The 1,120-nt window shown below is 73.2% G+C and carries 1 protein-coding gene; it reads right to left on the reverse strand.

What is annotated here, in order from left to right:
• Positions 1 to 141: 141 nt before the first annotated feature.
• Positions 142 to 984 (reverse strand): universal stress protein, encoded by an 843-nt coding sequence (locus GTP55_RS29155; RefSeq protein ID WP_161048256.1) that lies wholly within the window; start codon positions 982 to 984, stop codon positions 142 to 144.
• Positions 985 to 1,120 lie beyond the last annotated feature (136 nt).

The raw sequence follows: 1,120 nt of genomic DNA on the forward strand, positions 1-1,120 counted from the left end.
GGCAAAGCGCGATACGCCGCTGCACGCGACGCCGGTCAGGTGGGCGCCGCAGGCGCGCGCCAGCCGCACCGCCAGCAGCAGGCGCGCGCCGGCGTGCGGCGCCTGGTCGGCGTGGACCAGGATGGTGGGATAGCCCATCATTCAGTGCGCCATCAGCACCGGCAGCGTCATCGACTGCAGCACGCGCCGCGTGACGCCGCCCAGCACCAGCTCGCGCCAGCGCTGGTGGCCGTAGGCGCCCATCACCAGCAGGTCGGCGCCGCTATCGGCCGCCAGCGACAGCAGCGCGTTGCCGACGTCTTCGTTGGGGCCGGCGGTGTTCTGCTGCACCTCGACCTTGACCCCGTGCCGCGCCAGGTACAGCGCGATGTCGGCGCCGGGCTGCACCCCGTGCGCGCCGTTGTGGCGGCGCCGCTGGTACACCGCCAGCGTGACCCGGGCGCTGGCGCGCAGCAGCGGCAGGGCATCGGTCAGCGCGCGGGTGGCGGCGCGGCTGCCGTCCCACGCCACCAGCGCGTGCCGGTCGAGCTGGTCGAACACGCCGGCGTACGGCACCAGCAGCACCGGCCGTCCGCCATGCAGCGCCAGGTATTCCGGCAGCTGGCTGACCAGCGCCAGGCCGCTCAGGGCCGGGTCGGTCTGGCTCAGCACCACCAGGTCGGCATAGCGGGCCTGCTGCACCAGCCCGGTTTCGGTGTCATCGTCGCTGTAGCGCCGCTCGTAGCTGACGCCGGCGCGCCGCGCCTGCTCCTCGAAGCGGTCCAGCGCCTGCGTGGCGTCGCGCTGCAGGTCATTCAGCTGTTCCTGCGTCAGCGGGCCGCCGAACGTCATGTTCATGTTGCGGTAATACTCGGTGGTCAGCCCGGTCAGCGCGGTGCCGATCAGGTGGGCCTGGTGGCTGGCCGCCACGCTGAGGGCCAGCGCGATGCGGCCGGCGGCGTGCGGTGACGGGTCGACATGGACCAGGATGGTTTTGTAGGACATGGGCTGCTCCTTGCAAGGCGGGTGGAGGGAAACATCAGGAGGGGACCGGCGTGCTTGCGGCGGCCGGCGCGCCGTGCGCCAGCAGCCGCGCCAGCGCCACCGAGGCGGTGCGCGCGGCCGCCGTGTCGGCACCATC

Source organism: Duganella margarita (genome assembly GCF_009857535.1).
GTDB classification, from domain to species: Bacteria; Pseudomonadota; Gammaproteobacteria; order Burkholderiales; family Burkholderiaceae_D; genus Rugamonas; species Rugamonas margarita.

Bases quoted from the DNA above. Each gene is read 5' to 3' on its own strand.
- GTP55_RS29155 (WP_161048256.1), bottom strand. From the start codon at position 984: ATGTCCTACAAAACCATCCTGGTCCATGTCGACCCGTCACCGCACGCC.